The sequence below is a fragment of the Hungatella hathewayi WAL-18680 genome (assembly GCF_000235505.1).
GTDB classification, from domain to species: domain Bacteria; phylum Bacillota; class Clostridia; order Lachnospirales; family Lachnospiraceae; genus Hungatella_A; species Hungatella_A hathewayi_A.
This window is the reverse complement of sequence record NZ_JH379028.1, coordinates 197,398-216,351: the sequence shown is the minus strand read 5'-3', so window position 1 is coordinate 216,351 and position 18,954 is coordinate 197,398. Positions and strand designations below refer to the sequence as shown.

At 49.4% G+C, this 18,954-nt stretch carries 20 protein-coding genes; all 20 read right to left on the bottom strand.

Annotated features, from left to right (window positions below; genetic code table 11):
* Positions 1 to 13 precede the first annotated feature (13 nt).
* Entirely contained in the window at positions 14 to 1,402 is a 1,389-nt protein-coding gene (gltA, locus tag HMPREF9473_RS16900; protein ID WP_006781385.1) for an NADPH-dependent glutamate synthase, read from the bottom strand.
* Positions 1,402 to 2,292, bottom strand: coding sequence for a sulfide/dihydroorotate dehydrogenase-like FAD/NAD-binding protein (locus HMPREF9473_RS16895; RefSeq protein WP_006781384.1), 891 nt, complete (start codon positions 2,290 to 2,292; stop codon positions 1,402 to 1,404). The genes gltA and HMPREF9473_RS16895 overlap by 1 nt, the downstream gene beginning before the upstream one ends.
* 297 nt (positions 2,293 to 2,589) lie before the next feature.
* On the bottom strand, positions 2,590 to 3,738 hold the full coding sequence (gene fucO / locus HMPREF9473_RS16890; RefSeq protein ID WP_006781383.1) for a lactaldehyde reductase: 1,149 nt from the start codon (positions 3,736 to 3,738) through the stop codon (positions 2,590 to 2,592).
* A gap of 122 nt (positions 3,739 to 3,860) precedes the next feature.
* A complete protein-coding gene (locus tag HMPREF9473_RS16885; RefSeq protein WP_006781382.1) occupies positions 3,861 to 4,430 on the bottom strand; it encodes a TetR/AcrR family transcriptional regulator C-terminal domain-containing protein in 570 nt (189 codons plus the stop codon).
* 155 nt (positions 4,431 to 4,585) lie between these two features.
* Positions 4,586 to 5,149, bottom strand: a complete 564-nt coding sequence (locus HMPREF9473_RS16880; RefSeq protein WP_006781381.1) for a 6-pyruvoyl trahydropterin synthase family protein — start codon at positions 5,147 to 5,149, stop codon at positions 4,586 to 4,588.
* A gap of 156 nt (positions 5,150 to 5,305) precedes the next feature.
* A complete protein-coding gene (locus tag HMPREF9473_RS16875) occupies positions 5,306 to 6,760 on the bottom strand; it encodes a sulfatase-like hydrolase/transferase (protein ID WP_006781380.1) in 1,455 nt (484 codons plus the stop codon).
* 32 nt (positions 6,761 to 6,792) lie between these two features.
* A complete protein-coding gene (locus tag HMPREF9473_RS16870; RefSeq protein ID WP_006781379.1) occupies positions 6,793 to 8,085 on the bottom strand; it encodes a TRAP transporter large permease in 1,293 nt (430 codons plus the stop codon).
* Between the two features lie 3 nt (positions 8,086 to 8,088).
* The gene (locus HMPREF9473_RS16865; protein ID WP_006781378.1) at positions 8,089 to 8,592 is read right to left on the bottom strand and encodes a TRAP transporter small permease; all 504 of its coding nucleotides are present in this window, start codon (positions 8,590 to 8,592) and stop codon (positions 8,089 to 8,091) included.
* Between the two features lie 79 nt (positions 8,593 to 8,671).
* A complete protein-coding gene (locus HMPREF9473_RS16860; protein ID WP_006781377.1) occupies positions 8,672 to 9,766 on the bottom strand; it encodes a TRAP transporter substrate-binding protein in 1,095 nt (364 codons plus the stop codon).
* 238 nt (positions 9,767 to 10,004) lie between these two features.
* On the bottom strand, positions 10,005 to 10,721 hold the full coding sequence (locus tag HMPREF9473_RS16855; RefSeq protein WP_006781376.1) for a response regulator transcription factor: 717 nt from the start codon (positions 10,719 to 10,721) through the stop codon (positions 10,005 to 10,007).
* Positions 10,718 to 12,154, bottom strand: coding sequence for a sensor histidine kinase (locus tag HMPREF9473_RS16850; protein WP_006781375.1), 1,437 nt, complete (start codon positions 12,152 to 12,154; stop codon positions 10,718 to 10,720). The genes HMPREF9473_RS16855 and HMPREF9473_RS16850 overlap by 4 nt, the downstream gene beginning before the upstream one ends.
* Before the next feature lie 2 nt (positions 12,155 to 12,156).
* Complete coding sequence (rsmH, locus tag HMPREF9473_RS16845) at positions 12,157 to 13,212, bottom strand: 16S rRNA (cytosine(1402)-N(4))-methyltransferase RsmH (protein ID WP_006781374.1); 1,056 nt, start codon at positions 13,210 to 13,212, stop codon at positions 12,157 to 12,159.
* Between the two features lie 39 nt (positions 13,213 to 13,251).
* Positions 13,252 to 13,542 carry a hypothetical protein gene (locus tag HMPREF9473_RS16840; protein ID WP_034859572.1) on the bottom strand — a complete coding sequence of 97 codons (291 nt, stop codon included), beginning with the start codon at positions 13,540 to 13,542 and terminating at the stop codon, positions 13,252 to 13,254.
* A gap of 165 nt (positions 13,543 to 13,707) precedes the next feature.
* Positions 13,708 to 16,116 carry a hypothetical protein gene (locus HMPREF9473_RS16835; protein ID WP_138669556.1) on the bottom strand — a complete coding sequence of 803 codons (2,409 nt, stop codon included), beginning with the start codon at positions 16,114 to 16,116 and terminating at the stop codon, positions 13,708 to 13,710.
* A 93-nt stretch (positions 16,117 to 16,209) separates the two neighbouring features.
* Positions 16,210 to 16,593 (bottom strand): SIR2 family NAD-dependent protein deacylase, encoded by a 384-nt coding sequence (locus HMPREF9473_RS16830; RefSeq protein WP_006781371.1) that lies wholly within the window; start codon positions 16,591 to 16,593, stop codon positions 16,210 to 16,212.
* Positions 16,590 to 17,048, bottom strand: coding sequence for a GNAT family N-acetyltransferase (locus HMPREF9473_RS16825; protein WP_006781370.1), 459 nt, complete (start codon positions 17,046 to 17,048; stop codon positions 16,590 to 16,592). The genes HMPREF9473_RS16830 and HMPREF9473_RS16825 overlap by 4 nt, the downstream gene beginning before the upstream one ends.
* Before the next feature lie 14 nt (positions 17,049 to 17,062).
* Positions 17,063 to 17,497, bottom strand: a complete 435-nt coding sequence (locus HMPREF9473_RS16820) for a hypothetical protein (protein ID WP_242830853.1) — start codon at positions 17,495 to 17,497, stop codon at positions 17,063 to 17,065.
* Positions 17,498 to 17,563: 66 nt separating this feature from the next.
* Positions 17,564 to 17,932: an ACT domain-containing protein gene (locus HMPREF9473_RS16815; protein ID WP_006781368.1), complete on the bottom strand. Its 369-nt coding sequence runs from the start codon at positions 17,930 to 17,932 to the stop codon at positions 17,564 to 17,566.
* Between the two features lie 15 nt (positions 17,933 to 17,947).
* Positions 17,948 to 18,208: a hypothetical protein gene (locus HMPREF9473_RS16810; protein ID WP_006781367.1), complete on the bottom strand. Its 261-nt coding sequence runs from the start codon at positions 18,206 to 18,208 to the stop codon at positions 17,948 to 17,950.
* A gap of 13 nt (positions 18,209 to 18,221) precedes the next feature.
* The gene (locus HMPREF9473_RS16805; protein WP_006781366.1) at positions 18,222 to 18,704 is read right to left on the bottom strand and encodes a hypothetical protein; all 483 of its coding nucleotides are present in this window, start codon (positions 18,702 to 18,704) and stop codon (positions 18,222 to 18,224) included.
* Between the last annotated feature and the right edge of the window lie 250 nt (positions 18,705 to 18,954).

Below are 18,954 nucleotides of genomic sequence, written 5' to 3'. Positions count from 1 at the left end.
CTGAAATATATCTTTACTTCTTCGCAGACAGATACTCGTCAATGCCTCTCGCTCCCGCGCGTCCGGCCTCCATCGCCAGAATTACGGTAGCCGCTCCGGTCACCGCGTCGCCGCCAGCGAACACGCCTTCCCGGCTGGTCTGTCCGTTAGACTCATCGGCCACAATGCATTTCCGTCTGTTGGTGTCCAGTCCTTTGGTGGTGGAGGAAATCAATGGGTTCGGTGAGGTTCCCAGCGACATGATAACCGTGTCCACGTCGATGGTAAACTCGGAACCAGGTATCTCCACCGGTCTTCTTCTGCCGGAAGCGTCCGGCTCGCCAAGCTCCATGCGGATGCATTTCATCCCATTTACCCAGCCGTTGTCGTCGGTGAGAATCTCCACCGGGTTGCACAGCAGGTTGAAAATGATGCCCTCCTCCTTGGCGTGATGGACTTCCTCGGCTCTCGCCGGAAGCTCCGCCTCGCTTCTTCTGTATACAATATGTACCTCCGCGCCGAGACGCAGGGCCGTTCTGGCCGCATCCATGGCCACGTTTCCGCCGCCTACGACCGCCACTTTCTTGCTCACTGCAATGGGGGTGTCATAGTCGTCCCGGAAGGCCTTCATCAGGTTGCTTCTGGTCAGGTACTCGTTGGCGGAGAACACACCGTTGGCATTTTCCCCTGGGATTCCCATAAACATGGGAAGGCCGGCGCCGGAGCCGATGAAGACGGCCTCAAAGCCCTCCTCGTCCATCAGCTCGTCGATGGTCACGGACTTGCCCACAATCACGTCGGTCTCAATCTTGACTCCCAGCTTCTTCACATTCTCCACTTCCGTCTTCACCACGGTGCTCTTCGGCAGACGGAACTCCGGAATGCCGTATATCAGCACGCCGCCCGGCTCGTGAAGGGCCTCGAAGATGGTCACCTCATAGCCCAGCTTCGCCAAATCACCGGCACAGGTAAGGCCAGCCGGGCCGGAACCGATGACGGCCACTTTCTTTCCGTTGGTCTTCTCCGGAGCCGCCGGGACAAAGCCGTTTTCCCTGGACCAGTCCGCCACGAAGCGCTCCAGCTTGCCGATGGAGATTGGCTCGCCCTTGATGCCGCGGATACATTTTCCCTCGCACTGGGTCTCCTGGGGGCATACACGGCCGCAGACAGCCGGCAGGGCTGAGGACTGGGCGATCACTTTGGCCGCCTCCTCGAAGTTGCCAAGCTCCACTTCCTTGATGAATCCCGGAATATTGATGGAAACCGGGCAGCCGCCCATACATTTTGCATTCTTACATTTCAGACAGCGGGACGCCTCTTCCATGGCCTCCTCTTTGTTATATCCAAGGCAGACTTCCTCGAAGTTTGCCGCTCTCACTTTGGGTTCCTGCTCTCTCACAGGCACTTTCTTTAATACGTCCATTATTCGTCACCTCCACAATGCCCGCATCCGCCGTGGTGGGTGTCGCCCTCCTGGAGCTTTAACATCGCCCGGCCTTCCTGGGTTTTATACATCTGCTGGCGTTTCATCGCCTCATCAAAATTCACCAGATGGCCGTCAAACTCCGGACCGTCCACGCAGGCAAATTTCACCTCGTCACCAACCGTCAGACGGCAGGCGCCGCACATGCCGGTTCCATCCACCATGATCGGATTCATACTCACAATCGTTGGCAGATTCAGCTCTTTGGTCAGCAGACACACAAATTTCATCATAATCATGGGGCCGATGGCGACACAGACATCATACTGTTTCCCCTGCTCCTGGACTAAATCCTTGATCACCTCGGTTACCATGCCCTTGCGCACGTAGGAACCGTCGTCGGTGGTTATGTACAGATTGCCGGCCACCGCTCTCATCTGCTCCTCCAGGATAAGCAGGTCATGGTTCTTGGCGCCCACAATCACATCGGCGTCAATGCCGTGCTCATGGAGCCATTTCACCTGCGGGTAAACCGGCGCCGTTCCGACGCCTCCGGCTACGAACAGCATTTTCTTGTTCTTCAACACTTCGATATCTTCGGATACAAACTCGGACGGATTGCCAAGCGGTCCCACAACATCCTGGAACGCGTCCCCGGCCTGTAACTCTGCCATCCTCTGGGTGGAAGCCCCCACGATCTGAAACACAATCGTAATGGTCCCCGTCTCCCGGTCATAGTCGCAGATGGTCAGCGGAATTCTCTCGCCAATCTCATCCATTTTCACAATCACAAACTCTCCTGGTTCGCAGGCCCTGGCAACTCTTGGAGCTTCTACATCCATCAGATAAATCTTATCCGCCAGCTTTTCTGCTTTTAAAATCTTAAACATCTGATTCCTCCTAATATATATGTTTTGGTCCCAAAGGCCTTCCCCAACCTTTAAGTCGTAATTACTATCTTACCATTTTCAGATGGAACTGACAATATTTATCAGGGTTTTTGTGGAGATTTATGTAATTTCTGTCATCCCGGAACTAAAAAAGAAGCCTGAACCGGGGCTTATATCCTCCCGGACAGGCTTCTTTCACCATTACTCATTCGTTTTCACTTCATTCGTTTTCGCTTCGTCCGTGTTCGCTTCGTCCGCGTTCACTTCATCCGCGTTCACAGGGCAATACGGATTCTCTTACATCAAAGATTTGTACAGCGCCTTAATTTCCTCCACCGAGGTATCCCGCGGATTGCCCGGACGGCAGGCGTCGGCATAGGCGGACTCGGACAGGAACTGGACGTCCTCCTCTTTGACGATAGCCTTCAAGTCAGCCGGAATTCCCACATCGGTGGACAGCTTCTTGACCGCGTCCACGGCGGCTTTGCGGTACTCCTCCTGGCTCATGTCATCCACGCCTTCCACGCCCATGGCTTTGGCGATATATTTGTACTTGTCGCCGGTTTCCGGAGCGTTGTACTCCATCACAGTCGGAAGCAGGATGGCGTTGGCAACGCCGTGTGGGGTGTCATAGACAGCGCCCAGGGAGTGTGCCATGGAGTGAACAATGCCAAGGCCCACGTTGGAGAAGCCCATACCGGCGATATACTGACCCAGAGCCATGCCCTCGCGGCCCTCCGGTGTGTTGTCCACCGCGCCCCGCAGGGAGTTAGAAATAAGTTCAATGGCTTTTAAATGGAACATGTCCGTCATCTCCCACGCGCCCTTGGTGATATAGCCCTCGATGGCGTGAGTCAATGCGTCCATACCGGTGGAAGCCGTCAGCCCCTTTGGCATGCTGGACATCATATCGGAATCAATCACTGCCACAACCGGAATATCATGAGTGTCCACGCAGACGAATTTTCTCTTCTTCTCCACATCGGTGATTACATAGTTGATAGTCACCTCAGCCGCCGTACCTGCCGTGGTCGGAACCGCGATAATCGGCACACACGGATTCTTGGTCGGTGCAACGCCCTCTAAACTTCTCACGTCCTCGAACTCCGGATTGGTGATAATGATGCCGACAGCCTTGGCCGTATCCATGGAGGAGCCGCCGCCGATGGCAATGATATAATCCGCGCCGGATGCCTTGAAAGCCGCCACTCCGGTCTGTACGTTCTCGATGGTCGGATTCGGTTTGATATCGGAATAAATCTCATAGGGAAGACCTGCCTCATCCAGCACGTCCGTCACCTTCTTCGTCACGCCAAACTTGATTAAATCCGGGTCGGAGCAGACAAATGCCTTCTTGTAGCCCTTGATTTTCACTTCGCTTGGAATCTCCTTGATCGCCCCCGCGCCATGATAGGATGTCTCGTTCAACACAATTCTGTTTGCCATAATAATACACTCTCCTTTTCTCCTGCTGGAAATTTAACTTAACGTTCTGATATTATTTTAACAATCCCTGGGTAAAAAAGAAAGTGACAAACATCCCTGTCTGTCACTTTTTACCAAAATAATTATAACAATTCCAATTTGGAAAATACCTCCGAAAGCTTCGGCGGCATGGCCTCCACCAGCTGTCTGGACATCTCCTTGGGCGACGCCTTCATGCCTCCCAGCACCCATTTCACCGTCATGTAAACGGAGCCGCGGCAGTACATCTCCAGCAGAAACTCCAACTCCTCCCCCAGCGGCCGGCTGGTCTTTCTGCCAATCAAATCCTGATAGAATTTCAAAATCAGCTCAAAATCGTGCTCCTTTAAGGAGTTATAATCGTCCGAGCGGAAGGCCCCGGTAAAAAATGCCTTCTCCTCCCGGATAAACTCAAACTTCTGTTCCAGACTCTCCCCCACCGTATGCCCCATGCCAATCTGCTCAAAGGACTGAAGCACCAGCTTGTCAAAATACCAGTTAATCAAGTCATATTTGTCCAGGAAATTCCGATAAAACGTCTGCCTCGCCACCCCGCAGCCCTCCACGATGTCCTTCACCGTGATTTTGTCCACCGGGGTAGTCCTCATACACTCCTTGATGGAATTCGCCAGTTTATATTTTGTTTTCTCCTGTCTCCCACTCGTCTCTGCCATGGAAAAAGCACCTCGCCATTCTCGCCCTTTATCTGATTCTTCTCTTAAGAATTATACCACATATCCCCCGGATTTTGTTCACTTTTTTCAGAGTATAGACCAAAAACGCCCTTTGGAATTCCCCTTCCAAAGAGCGTTTTAATTATGGTTTTTATTTACTTTCTATAACCACATTTCGGGCAGACACCGTTTTCATCTAAGGCAATTCCGCAAAGCGGGCAGCGGTCAATTTTATTCTTGGTTTCAAATTCTGCCGACGCGGCGTTGACACCGCTGGAGAAGGTGATCTTGGCAATGTTTAACTTGTCCTTCAGCAAATCATAAACGATCTTGATCATGCCCTCTACCGTCATGGTTTCCTTGGTTACAACTAACCGGCACTCCGGATAAGCAGTGGCAAGTTCTGTCTTAAACGCCGGGCCTTTCATCTTGTTGGTCGGCGCGCCGTCCTTGATGCCCTGGGTTTCATAAACACCCAGAATCGCCGGAAGCAGCGGATCGTCCTCCCGCAAAATCAGCGCGTGGTCAAAGTTCTTTAACACATCCCATGCAGTCTTCTGAATCTCATTACAAGGGAATACCATGTTAACGCCAGGCTCAATCGAATCTTCCACTTCAATGGTCAGAACCCCTGTGTGTCCGTGCAAATACTGTGCTTCCCCTTTAAAACCAAAAAATCTGTGTGCATACTGAAGATCTAATGTCGTAATACTTCTCATACTTATTCTCCTTCTCATATTCTATTTACGGGACATTTCCCTGCGCCCGTATGCGCGTTTGTGATACACTTGCTCCGAGTCAATAATAGTAATTGTTACTGATATCGTTAGTATATACCACCTGGAAGGAAATGTCAATATCATATGAAAATAAATTTAAGCATTTTTTCCTTGATTAGAATACCCTGCCGGCGTCGGCCAATGATAGCCCCTCTGGTTATACAGGCCAAAATCCGCCTTTGGCTTAAGCTCCCTGGCTGTCATTCCCACCAGACGCCCATCTTCCAGCCAGTCTAAATCAGCATCATGCAGATTCTCAATTAACAACGCCGTCATAATCTCCAGCGCTTCCTGACATTCCGGGTCATTGGCGCAGTCATGGGTTTCCGCCCGGTCTTTCTCCAGATTGAAAAGCTGGAATTTATTGCCATACGGATAATAAATCAGCTTATAGTCACCCCAGCGGATCATGCGGGTGGCCTTATCCCCATCGCTCACCTCCCCGTAAATATAAGCATGGGTCTGCTCTGTCATCAGAGGTATCCCTTCCACCGTTTCCGGAATCGGAATGCCGCATAGATCAAGCAGCGTCGGCATCAAATCGCCCATCCCCGCCAGCTTCTTCTCCACAGTCCCCCGCCACGGAAGCATTGGTTTCCCGGACAGAATAAACGGCACTCTCGCCGCCTCCTCATAAAAGCAGCGTTTCGCCACCATCCCATGGTTGAACAGCATATCTCCGTGGTCACTGGTAAACACTAAAATCGTATCATCCAGCAGATTACTCTCCCGCAGCGTCCCAATCAGCAGGCGGATCTGATAATCAATGTGGGTACACTGGGCGAAGAACGCCCGCCTGGCCCTCCGAATCTCTTTCTCCGAGTAAATGCCGGCCTGCTCACACATGGCCTGAAAGACAGGGCTGTCATCCATCCAGTCATCCACCGTCACCGGCTCCAGCTCCTCCTCGTCGTACATGTCTAAAAACGTCTGAAGCGGCACCAGCGGAGGATGTGGAAACTGGTAGGACGCGTAGAAGAAAAACGGCCGGGTCGGGTCCTTTCTCTTAATCTGGCGCATCATCTCCATGGTTACCCAGTTAGTAGGATGGGCGCGCTCATCCAGATGCCAGGGCCGGGTATAATAGGTATTGTTCCCCATCCCGTGCATAAACTCCTGTCCAAGATAACCGTTCTCCCCCAGCCAGATCTGGTAGTCATCCACCGCCCCCAGCTCATAGCGCCCTTCCTCCATCAGCACCACATCCTCAAATCCGATGCGGCTGCGCTGGGGATAGACGTGCAGTTTGCCTACGGCTGCCGTCTGATAGCCATTTCGGCAGAAGGTCTCCGCCAGCGTCGGAACCTCCGGCATTTCCATCCTGTCAGAATAAACCCGGTCGCCATGGGTCTTCGGGGATAATCCGGTCATCATGGTCCGGCGGGCGGGAATGCACACCGGGCACTCACTGTAAAAATTCTGGAACCGGACCCCGTTTTCCGCCAGATAATCCAGAGTCGGCGTCATGATATCCTTCCTTCCCTCACAGCCAAGCAGGGAGCCGGACCAGTGGTCCGTACATATCAGTAACACATTTTTTCTATCACTCATCATGTTCCTCCATCCGCACTTACCGGTTTCTTCTACAACAGTCCCAGAATTCTCGGCAGCGTCAGCGTAATCTCAGGGATATAGGTAATCATCAGCAGCACCACGGCCATGACCCCGATCAACGGCAGTGTGTGCTTAAACAGCCGCTCAATCGGCACTCCGGAGATACCGCTTCCGATAAACAGCACTCCGCCCACCGGCGGGGTAATCAGGCCAATGCCGCAGTTTAAAATCAAAACCGCCCCAAACTGGATCGGGCTGAACCCAATGCTAAGCAGAACCGGCATCAGAATCGGAGTGACAATCACGATAATGGATGCCATACCGAGAATGGTTCCCAGCACCAGTATAATCAGATTAATCATCAACAGAATCAAAAACTTGCTGTCCGTCAGCCCAAGCATCCCGTTCACTACCATTTCCGGTATCTTCAAATAGGTAATGCAGAAGCCAAAGGGGCCGGAGGCCGCTATCAGCACCAGCACGGTTGACAGCGTTTTCACACTGCTTTTCACCACGCCAAACAGATCTTTTCCGTTCATCTCCCGGTAACCGGCCATGGACACCACCAGCGCATACACACAGGCAATCGCCGCGCTCTCCGTGGCTGTGAACACGCCCATCACCACGCCGACCACCACAATAATCACGGTTCCCAGCCCCCAGATAGATTTACGAATTGCAGCCCACAGGTTTTTGAGGGTAAACGGCGTCCCCTTGGGATAATTTCTTTTGACCGACAAATAGTAGCAGAAAACCATCAGCGCCACTCCCAGAAACACGCCGGGAACCAGCCCTGCCATAAACAGGGCGCTGACGGAAATGCCGCCGGCCGCCATGGCGTAGATAATCATGTTGTGGCTTGGCGGAATCAGCATGCCCTGCACACTGCTGGTCATGGTGACCGCCGTGGCAAACTCCTTGTCATATCCCTGCTTGTCCATCATGGGAATCAGGATCGCCCCCAGGGATGCCGTATCCGCCGAAGCAGAACCGGATATCCCTCCAAAGAAAATGGATGCCACAATATTGACCATGGCCAGTCCGCCTCTCATCCAGCCGACCATGGCATCCGCCAGCAAAATCAATCGGTCGGAAATGCCGCCCCTCGCCATAATATCACCGGACAGAATAAAAAACGGTATCGCCAGAAACGTAAACCCATCCACGCCATCCACCATGGTATTGATAATCTGTGTCGGTGACAGTCCAAGATAAAGTATCGTCAACGCTGCCGCCGCCATCATGGAATACGAGATGTGGAAACCGATGACAATCATCACCGCAAATGACACCAGCAGGATTAAAATCGCAGTTGTATTCATCCCCTAAAATCCCCCTTTCATCAGACGGTAAACGGACATGGCCGCCCCGTAAATTCCACCAATCACCACCGACAGATAGATAATGCTCATGGGCCATCTGGTCGCCGACATTTTCGCCATCTTCGTCAGCTGCATCAGCTGGATGCCGTACACCACCCACACTCCATTGATGACCAGCAGCAATACATAGGCGCATCCGTGAAAAAAGGACGCCAGCTTCTTCGGCACCAGATAGTTGATGATACTCATGCGCACATGAAGTCCTTCCTTGATGGCAAACCCCGCGCTCAGAAAGCAGAGCCATACCATGCACAGAATTCCCAGCTCCTGCGTCCATCTCGGGTTTCTGACAAAGGGAAGGTAGCGTCCAATCACCCCGTAAGATACCGCAAATACCATGACCGCAAACACCAGCACACATAGAATCAGCATTCCCGTGGAAATCCAGTCGGCCGCTTTGTCAAGTGCGCTCTTCTCTTTTTTGTTAATTTCTTTTTCCTGCTCCATAGCTTCCTCCTAAAAAGGGGGATTTGCGGATGTCTGGTCCGCAAACCGCCCCTTTCTGTGTCCATATCATTTACTGGTTTTACTCATATTTGGTATTCTTAATCTGCTCAATCACCTTGGCATATGACTGGCCGTGCTTGTCATAGACACTGGCGCAGGCTTCCTGCCACTCCGCCACATTGACATCAATGACCTCCGTTCCGGAATCCTTGATGGTCTGCAGATACTCCTCATCCTTTGCGTCGGAAAGCTCCTCAAAATAAGGCACTGATTCCTCAAAACAATCCCTGATCAACTGCTGGTCCTCCGGACTTAAGCGGTTCCAGGTCACCTCGGAAAACAGAATCAGGTTGGGGCTGATTTCATGTTGGTCCATCACGTAGTACTTGGCAACCTCCTGGAACGCGTTGTTCACAAAACCGGACAACGGCTGCTCCGCACCGTCCACAACGCCGGACTGCAACGCGCTGTACAGCTCGGAAAATGCCACCGACTGGGCAAATGCTCCGACCGCCTCCACGGAATCATAGTAGATAGAACCTTCCTGGCAGCGAATCTGCATGTTCTTCATATCCGCCGGTTTCTCCACCCGTTTCTTGGTAAAGAAGTAATTTCTTGCCGACTCCTGATAAGCTCCAACACATACCATGGAACTTCCGGAAGACTGCACCGTGTCTAACAGGGCCTTACCGTCGCTGCCCTTTTCAAATGCTCTCGCATGGGCTACCGAATCAAACAGATACGGAAGTGTGAATACTCCCAGATCATCACAGCCATAATCGGCAATGACACCGCTCATCAGCATGGCCGCGTCGATGGTTCCCGTCTGCATTCCCTGCACCGTTGACGCCTTGTCCCCCAGTGTGCCGCTGTAAAACAGTTCCAGTTTGATGCGTCCCTCTGATTTCTCCTCCAGAATCTCGCCAAATTTGGCAACGCCCTGGCAAAGCGGGTGGGTCTCACCGTTCTGAAGCGCAAACTTTAATGTGTAGCTTTCTCCCGCCGGCGCTTCCTTGCTGTCCGCAGCCGCATCCGTCTTGGACGACTCTGGCTGCGCGGTTGTCTCCGCCGCCGGAGCCGCTGTCGTCGCCGGTGTGGATGACGATGCGTTTCCACAGGCTGTCAGTGACACAGCCATGGTACAGGTTAACAGTGTTGCAATTATCTTTTTCATAACAATATTCCCTCCTGTGTGTATGGTCATCGGTTGTTTTTTTCAGACGCGCATCTGTTTCTTAACACTATTTTAACAGTCTTTTTTGTTCTTTTCCACAGACTGCATCGACACATTCTATGACAAAATCGACATTTTTGTCGATACGTGTCGATTTTGTCCAGCGGATAACATTTTAATGCACAAAAAAAGATACGAAAACAGCATTTATATATGCATTTCGTATCTTTTAAACCTGCTATTCCTCCTGGTTCACACTTTCCCGATACCGGGTTGGGGAAATGCCCGTGGCCTGGCGAAAGGATTTGGCAAAATAAGCCGCGTCGCCAAATCCGGTCTTCTCCGCCACTTCGCTGGAGTTCATGCCACGCAGGAGCAGCTCCTTCGCCTTCGCCAGACGCACTTCCCGCAGGCACCCCATAATGGTAGTCTGGCATTCCTCCTTGAACAGACGGCCCAGATAAGACTTATCCAGACATATTTCATCGGCCACATCCTGAAGCGTGATATTTTCCGAATAGTGCTGATTCAGATATTTTTTAATCTTCTGTATCGTACCGGCTTTTCCGTAGAGAGCCGTTTCTTCCCGGCTGTCCCGCACCGCCCGTTCCACGGCCTCGCGAAACATTTCCACCGAATACGGTTTGACTATATAGTCCAGAGCCTGGGCTCTCATGGACTCTCTCAAATGCTCATAATCCGAGTAAGCGGAAACCATAATAATCTTGCTGTCCGGCAGTTCCTTCCGAATCTGTTTGGACGCTGTCAGCCCGTCTAGCAGGGGCAGATTGATATCCATGAGGATTAAATCCGGCCGCCCCTCCAGTGCAAGCTTCACCGCCGTCTCCCCGTCTCTGGCTGTCATAATCTCCAGCATTTCCGGGAAACCGGTTTTCATCAAATGGACCATGGCTCTGCACTCCAGGTCCTCATCTTCCACAATCAGAACTCTCACTGAACACCCCCCTTTTGCGGAATCAATATTGTCACACTGCTGAACACTCCGGGTTCACTCTCTATCTCCATCCACTGGCGGCCGGCGCCGTACATCAGTTCCAGGCGCTTGCGGATGTTGTTGAGACCGATTCCGCTGTCCCCCTCCGACTGAACCTGGGTGACGTCAAAGCCAACGCCATCATCGGCGACGCAGACTGCCACCAGATTCTCCTCCTCCTTTGTGACGGAAATATGGATATGCAGATTCTCTTTATTGCCAAAGCCGTGTTTAAAACAATTTTCAACCACCGGCTGAATGGACATTGTCGGAATGAAAATATCCTCGCCGTCCAAATCATTATGTATCTCCGCCTTAACGGCCTCGCCAAACCGGCATTTTTGAAGGAATAAGTACTGGCTCACGATATCCAGTTCTTCCTCCAGAGGGGTCGTCAGCTCCTTCTGGTACAGCGAATACCGGAGAATATTGCCGGTAGCTTCCACCAGCTGCATCACATGTTCCGAGTTTCCCACCAGGGCGGTGACGCCGATTAAATTCAGGGAATTAAACAGAAAATGGGGATTGACCTGTGCGCGCAGGGCGGACATCTGGGCCGTTATCACCATGGTATACTGCTGTTCGTTGAGCAGGCGCTCCTCGTTTAACTGCTTCTCCAGCTTGGCCTGTTTTTCAATTTCTTTGATGTAATTTTTGATTTCCTGCTTCATGTGGTTGGCCGTCTGGGATATCAGCGTAAACTCCCGGTACCGGGAATCCTTCAAATCCGGCACATCCCAGTCTCTGGCCGCCAGATGGTTGAAGGATTCCATCATACCGTCCAGAACCCGTTTCGTCACAATCGAAAAACGGGCCAGCAGAACGCCCATAACCAAGGCCGCTATGGCAAATGCCCCGCTGATAAAGAACATCCAGCGGGAAACCTTTTCAAAATCCGCCTCATACCTGTTCCTGGCGTACAGCATATCATTTTTGGCCATCTCCAGGGCCTGCTGCTGGTGCATATTCAGGCCGCCGTCCACATAGCGCACCGTTGCATACTGGGCTTCCTCGCCGTCCAGAGCCTTTCGAATCTGGTTTTGCTGGTAGACATTGAAGCTGTTCAGTCTTCTGATATAGTTCAGGGTTACCGGAGCCTCCTTACAGTACTCCCGGTACTCCTCCAAATCCCCGGTCAGCTTCTCACAGGCCTGCTGGTAAGTTGCAAACCCTTCCTCCGACCAGTCTCTGGAAAACAGCCCAAATACGGTCTCCATCTCATACAAATCCGCCAGTATCGTATCCACCGCCGATGTTCTCGCGATAAACTGCTCCTGCAGCTGGCTCTGCACCGACACGCCATACACCATCGTCCCAATCACCGCCACCGCCATCAACAGCACCGCCGCCCCCAGCGAGGAGAAAAACCACATGATTCCTGACTGTTTTTTCATACTCAGGCTCTCACCGCCCACCGCATCTTCGTGGAGCGGGCACGCGGGTTGCGGTTACATTCCTCGGCGGACGGGCGGATGACATCTGTGGAAATGTCACTGTAAATGCCGGCGTTTCGGAACTGTTTAAAGGACTTTTTGACCAGACGGTCCTCGCCGGAGTGGAAGGTCAGGATGGCTACGCGGCCACCTGGGGCCAGGGCATCCGGGAGTTTTTCCAGGAAATCGTAGAGAACCTCGAACTCGCTGTTCACGTCAATTCGAAGCGCCTGGAAGGTCCGCTGGCAGGATTTTTTCACTGCCTCCTTCGTCTCCGCACTGCCGGATGGCAGGAAGGACAATGCCTTCTCAATGACCCGGCGCAAATCCGTGGTGGTGTCGATATGGCCGCCGCGCTTTATGGTGGTGATGACTTCTTTGGCAATCTCCTCCGCGTAGGGCTCGTCCGCATTTTCCAGAAGCATCCCCTGTAATTCCTCCAGGGTGATGGTCTTTAGCCGCTCGGCCGCCGTCTCTCCCTTGGCGGGGTTCAACCGCAAATCGAGAGGGCCCTCCGTCTTATAGGAAAATCCCCGGTCCGGGTTATCAATCTGCATGGAGGACACACCCAAATCAGCCATCATAAAATCAAACGGTCCCGTTTCCGCCACCAGCTTGTCTATATCCGCAAAGTTCATCTGCCGGATCGTCAAGATCTCCGGCCCATATCCCAGCTTCGCCAGTCGCTCCCTCGTCTTCTCCGACTCAATCGGGTCCACGTCCAGGGCGAATAAATGTCCCTCAGATTTCAGACACTCTAACATCGCCTGGGTATGTCCCCCATACCCCAGCGTCGCATCCAGCCCCTTCTGCCCCGGCTGAATCTGCAGAAACTCCAGAATCTCATTCACACAGATGGAAATATGCATCCCCGCAGGCGTACTCCCCTTCTGAATCACCTTCTCCACCGTATCTTTATACTTCTCCGGCTGCAGCTCCTTGTACTTCTCCTGATAAGTTTTCGGATGCGTCCCTTTGTAGCGGACCCGCCTTACGTGTTTTTGCTCTTGGTTGTCCATTAGCTCTACCCTTTCTATGCGCTATTCACAACAGTTTCATCAATAATTTTCATAAATTCCGATTGCCATTTCGGCAGATTCCAAATATCTGGAATTTGAAATAGTAAATTGCTTTTTCGCAAGCTTAAAATATTCCAATGCCTTTTTCCAGTCTTCAACCGTCACATATAAATTCCCCAATGACATATACACAGCACCCTTTTTCTCAAACTCATGTTCCGCAAGTGTCAAACACTCTTCTGTCATTTTCAGTACCTCACGAAACACTGAATGATTAGTTGTCATGGAATTTTGATATTGTTGAATCAGCCGGTTACTCAGACTCATCATAAAGCCCTCTCTCTCCTGAGGTGTCAGTGTTTGTGACGTCAATGCATTTCGTAGAATCCTGATAGCCTCCTCCGCCTCCCCCAGACGGTCAAGCGCAGCTGTAATACCTTGCAATGCCGTAGAATTAAAAATGTTTGAGATTTCTTTCTCCTCTGACTCATCAAACTATTTCATTGCCATTTTGTACCAGGTTATTGATTCACGATATCGTCCTTCGTTATAAAGTGCATGTGCATATGTCCCTTTCAACTGCCCTAATTCCAATTTGCTCAAACCACTTTTTTTCTCACACTGCTCCAGCAAAGAGTAACATTCAGAGAACTTATTTGTTTCATATAACCTTTTTGCCTCATAAAGCAGTTCTGTGAATGGCTCCTCAACATTCTGCGTCTCTTCAACCTGAAAATTTCTTTCACACATCTGGATATACTCTGATGTCAAACGCCCTACCTCTTCCTTTTTCTCTGGTTCCAACAGATAATCGATCCCCCCCTGTACCTTTTTTGCATATTCCAGAGCCTCTGCAAGATGATAAGATTCCGAGTGATAAAGAAATAAAGCAAAATATAAATTATAAACAGCGTTAAATGGTTCATAATCACCCAGCAATAGTTCCACTCTTTTCACGTATTCGCCGGCACTCTTTAAATCATCATTTTTCATATAATCAGAAAGCTGTCTGGCATGTTGATTGATAATATCAGAAACCGTTTCCTCTTTCTTATCTTCCGGATACCTTTTTCCACAACAACGCCCATCCAAACTGGATTTTGACACTTTCTTCCTGTTATCGGTATTATACTTGTCGTTTAATATCTTCAGATACCCCAACAATTCCTCTTGATTCTTACTATCACCAAACTTTTCAACAATTTGGATTGATTCTTTTGCATGCTGCACGGCCTCCTTATGATAACCATGCTGATACAATGCCATTATATAGTTCGTCAGCGCATAAATTGTCTGTTGAATATCCTGATTGGCTATCAACGCTTCTTTCGCCTTTGTATAATTCACCTCTGCTTCCTGCAGCTCTGCCTTGCGGACGCACAATCTGGCCAGTTCGATACAGGACCATCCGAAATAAAGCAGTGATGCCTCACTTCCAAGAGACCTCACTTCCTGAAAATATTTCTCACCTTCCAGAAAATTCGCACACTCCACTTCTGCACATCCCATATAATACAGGGCCAGCGATTGAACAGAACTATTGTGTGCCTCACATGCCGCATCATAGCAGCAACGGGCAATATCCATAAGGCGTGCCCAATTAGAATTACTGGCATAGTTCCTACATCCTTCTGCCCAAAGAGCAGGCAGATACTCCCTGTTCCCCACAAACTCTTGCTGGATTACCAGTCTCCGCCACTTACTCTCCGGCATTGTATCCCAAATAAAATCCGGTATGGCAATCCCTTCCTCTTCTTGAGCATGGTCTTGAGTAAATATATCCAGCATTTGTCCACGGCGGATAAGATATAAAGCCTCCAGCCTCTCAATGCGCTCTGCAGCTGAGTGACTTCCTATATTCTTGTTATATTGTGAAACCTCTGTCAGGCATTCTTTTGCCAAAGAGTATTCACCTATCGATAACTGTGTGCTGCATTTCTCCAGCAGAATATCCATAATATATTCTAATCTTCCTGCTTTACGTACATACTGGGCACAGCTGCTTAAAGCACTCAGGTATTTATCATAGTCTTTATCCTGCTTATAATCAATCCGTGCAAGTGTAAATCTCGAAAGGGCCAATATTTCTGGCTTATTTTGAATTTCTCCCCACTCATTGGCTTGAGTGAGATACTCTTTTGCATTTTTCAAATCATCTTGATAATAACAAGCCACGCCAAGATTGATATATACCGTTGAAAGATTGGAATTCCTTTCTTCCAAACAGACCCTTTTCATCTCATCCGAACATGACGCTGACTGGAGAAGTTCATGCATACGTTGAAAGCATTTCACTGCAAGTTTATTATATCGAATACTCTCATCCAAATTTCCCACTTTCAATTTATGGGTAGCGAGTGAAACAATTCCTGGCACTGCCATTATATTGACCTTTTGCGAATCCAGTTTTTTTTCATATAACCGCGCTAATTCCGAAGCCTCCGCATTATGGCCTATCATAGATAAAAGGGTAATACAATAACCAACACAACCGTGCTGACCGATGTGCGGCGATTGTATCAGTTGATTGATTTTTTCATCAAATTTCTCAGCTCCCCCATCATCACTTATTGCTGTTTGACACTGACTCTGCAGTTTACCATACTCAAGACCAAGTTGATTAAAATAATCAGACAATTCCTCCTCGACCAATTGAAAACCAGCCCCATATTGTGACTGAAAATACTTAACAATGGCATGTGGAGTTGAAGCCGGACGTAAAATCCATGTCACATGAGAGCCCTGCCCAACAGCTTTCGATATTGGAATATAGTTCTCTCCAAAATCAAAATCAACCCCAGAAAAACCCATAAAAACAATTTCGCTGTCACATAGAATCTGCTGCAAAACCAACTGCTTTGCCGGTGACAGCCCTACTGCTTTCTGAGAAACTGTATCTATCAAAGAGTTAAAATCGCGAACGGACCCATGAATTTTATACAATCTGCATGTATGTGGTTTCACAGGTTCATAATAAGTCTCGTCCGAAACTATCGTTTAGAGATTAATTCCTTTCTGACGAAACGCCGTCTCAATTAGTGTATCGAAATTCGTAGTAATAATCGCTTTTAACCGCCCTTGTCTTGCCAGCTCTGCCATAGCAAAATGATTTGCATTAGGCTGGGATGCATTCAACAGTTCAAGCAATGGGAAGTAACTGCTGCCAGCCCCCTGATGAACAATCAGATCTGAGACACATTGAACCGGTAATTCTTTTTCTATATCGATATCCGCGAGCAGATGCTCAGCATCAGGGCACAAACCCAGAGCCTGCTTTTTTATCAATTCGATTATTTTTTTGTTATACTCCCACCAGCTGGGCAGACACGACGGTGGCGCCATCGAAATCCCGGCTCCTGCTATAATGACAATTTTTCTCATACTTCTTTCTCCATCACATCATAGCAAAGATAATCGCCATGTTCCGTTTGAATAGAATGTGTTTCTGTTATTGTGTACCCTCTGTTCAGATAAATGCTTTTCGCCGGCAGGGAGGCGTCCAGAGTGATGGTGGTAAATTGCTCAGATAGAAGATTCTCCGCAAAGTCCAGCAAGCTCTTCCCAAAACCCCTTTTCTGACAGTCCGGCAGGACGAATAGACGGCATATCTCATTATTCTTCACGGTCACGGTTCCTGCGGCGTGGTGGTTGTCATCATATAGCAGAAACACACGGCCAGATTGGATGTCCTTTTCTATCTGGCTTTGGCTGTGGTGGGCAAGGAAGAATTCAACAGCGCCTTTGGGATAATAATGTGGGTAAATCTCTTTTATGGTCTCCTGGGTGATGCGTGTCACCAGTTCCAGTTCTTTTATATCTGCACATTCTATATTCATGTCATATCTCTCCATCATTCTTTCCATTCAAAATACAGGCCCTGTATCACATTCACAAACACGTCCTGGTCCTTGATTGGATGCGTTTTCCCGTGCCACCACATGGTGGTATGGTTCGCTTCGATCCGGATATCGCGGCCATTTTTCAGATGATAAGTGACTGATATGATGGGGCTGCCTTCCTTTTCGCCAAATACACGATAATTCAAAAGATTTGCCGCCTTGACCATCAGCTCGATATCCTCCGTACCCGTAAGTTCCCGCTCTCCAAAGTCACTGTGAGTTATGGTAATGCTGCTCACCTCTTCTTTTTCCGGCAATCCCACAAGAGGAACTCCATGCATTCCAATCCAGACGATAGCCTGAATCACACATGCCGCCATGACGATACCCAAGGTCTCCCATGAAAGAAACTTCCACGCCTTCTTTTCCGTTTTCTGTCTTTTCACTCTTTTCTCCTGTTCCATGCAGTGGCTCTCCTCTTTCCACTTCCAACTCATCCACCTGGACATTGATCAGGAAATCACATCATATCCCGCATGTTCCAGGACCTCCAACGCCTTCGCGTAATTCTCCTTCTTCGTCAAAATGTAGTCCGTATTGTAAGTGGAAATGGCAAATATCCCAATTTCATTCTCCGCCAGCAACGCCGATATTTTAGAAAGTATCCCAATCAGCGAAAAATCCAGAACCCCCTCAATCCGAAATGCCTTCCAGCCGTCATCCCGCTCCGTCACATTATCCGGCACGTGTTCTGTCATACATACCAGCGACTTTTCCTCCTCCGTTCTTCCGATAAAGAAAAACTCGCTGTCAAAATCAACCTGTGAATAGTCACTCACTTTACATACGGAAAAATCATATCCAATGTTCTTTATCAACATAAATACTCCCCCTATTTAACCACCTATTAACATCTTCAACATCAAGTAAAGATTCCCCAACACCATCACACCGGCAAACACACAGAGAATCCCAAAAACCGTCTTCATCACCTTTGACGATGTGGATTTTATGCAATAGCTGAGATACCCAATCCACAGCAGATAGGCGATGAAAATAATCCCCTTATTCCTGATAAGCAATGACAAAAAGAAAACCAAATTAATCGTAGACATCGCTTTTTCCGACTTCAAATAAGTTTTTATCCTGCTTCCCATCCCGCTCCTCCTGTCAATTTTCTTCTACCACAAGCGCTTTTCGGTGCTGTAAATGAATTCCAATATGTCCAATTCCCAGCAAAACCACTGCTGTTATCATCCAGATAACCTTACCATATATCCCCAGCATAAAAAATGCAACAACCGGCAATGTCGCCCCCGCAACAGGGATTCCCAGAAGGCTGCTGTAAAAATCCATCATCGTCCGCTGTCCCCGGAAATACCGTATCCACCAGATTTCATAGAGAATCATGGAACATACAGCAATGATAAGCCACCACGACCAGTTTGACCACCCCCGGACATTAAAATCCGAAAATACAAGCGCACAACAAGTCGTCAACACCTGTCCGGCCCGTTCAAACATCAAAAGTATCCTGTTCTCATCCGCGTTCTCATATCCATCAGGAAGATTTTTTGACCAGATGATATTGGGAACAAAAAGCAGAAGCAAAAATATCACCCCCATATAGGAAAAGCCGAAATGTCCCAGCATACCTTGTCCTCCTTTTCATTCCCTCGATGACAACTATCATACCATCTTTCAGTCGAGATTTCCACCATGACGAATTTTCTATTATGTAAATCCTATTCCATCGCCGTCAACGACTACCTGCTCCTAGAGGCCGCCCTCCCCTAAAGCAAATCCTATTAAGCACAAGGCTCCTGTACCGCTGTTTTTCCAGCAGCGGTACAGGAGCCTGTTTTATTTTTCAAAGCCAGGGCATTGCTGAATTGGCATTCCC